The organism is Paenibacillus glycanilyticus, assembly GCF_023715145.1.
GTDB classification, from domain to species: Bacteria; Bacillota; Bacilli; order Paenibacillales; family Paenibacillaceae; genus Pristimantibacillus; species Pristimantibacillus glycanilyticus_A.
The window spans coordinates 1-352 of sequence record NZ_JAMBNP010000072.1; the positions used below are offsets into that span (position 1 = coordinate 1).

At 47.4% G+C, this 352-nt stretch carries 1 rRNA gene; it reads right to left on the reverse strand.

The window, feature by feature from the left end:
* Positions 1–230: 230 nt before the first annotated feature.
* Positions 231–347, reverse strand: a 5S ribosomal RNA gene (gene rrf, locus M3194_RS31025).
* Between the last annotated feature and the right edge of the window lie 5 nt (positions 348–352).

Genomic DNA, 352 nt, shown 5'->3' on the forward strand with positions numbered 1-352 from the left:
GTTCGCCACGTCCTTCTTCGGCTCCTAGTGCCTAGGCATCCTCCGTGCGCTCTTATTAGCTTAACCTAATAAAAACATGTTTCTTGCTTAAGGATGTTTCATTCTTTCGCTATCCAGTTTTCAAAGAACAAATTTAACTCCGTCTTTTGGACGGAAGGTTATCTTATCATGCTCATTTATTACAGTCAACTCATAAAAGTTGGTAATAAACTCGCGTTATAAGTTCACCTGCTTGGCGACGTCCTACTCTCCCAGGACCCTGCGGTCCAAGTACCATCGGCGCTGGAGGGCTTAACGGTCGTGTTCGGTATGGGAACGCGTGGTTCCCCTCCGCCATCGCCACCAAACGGAT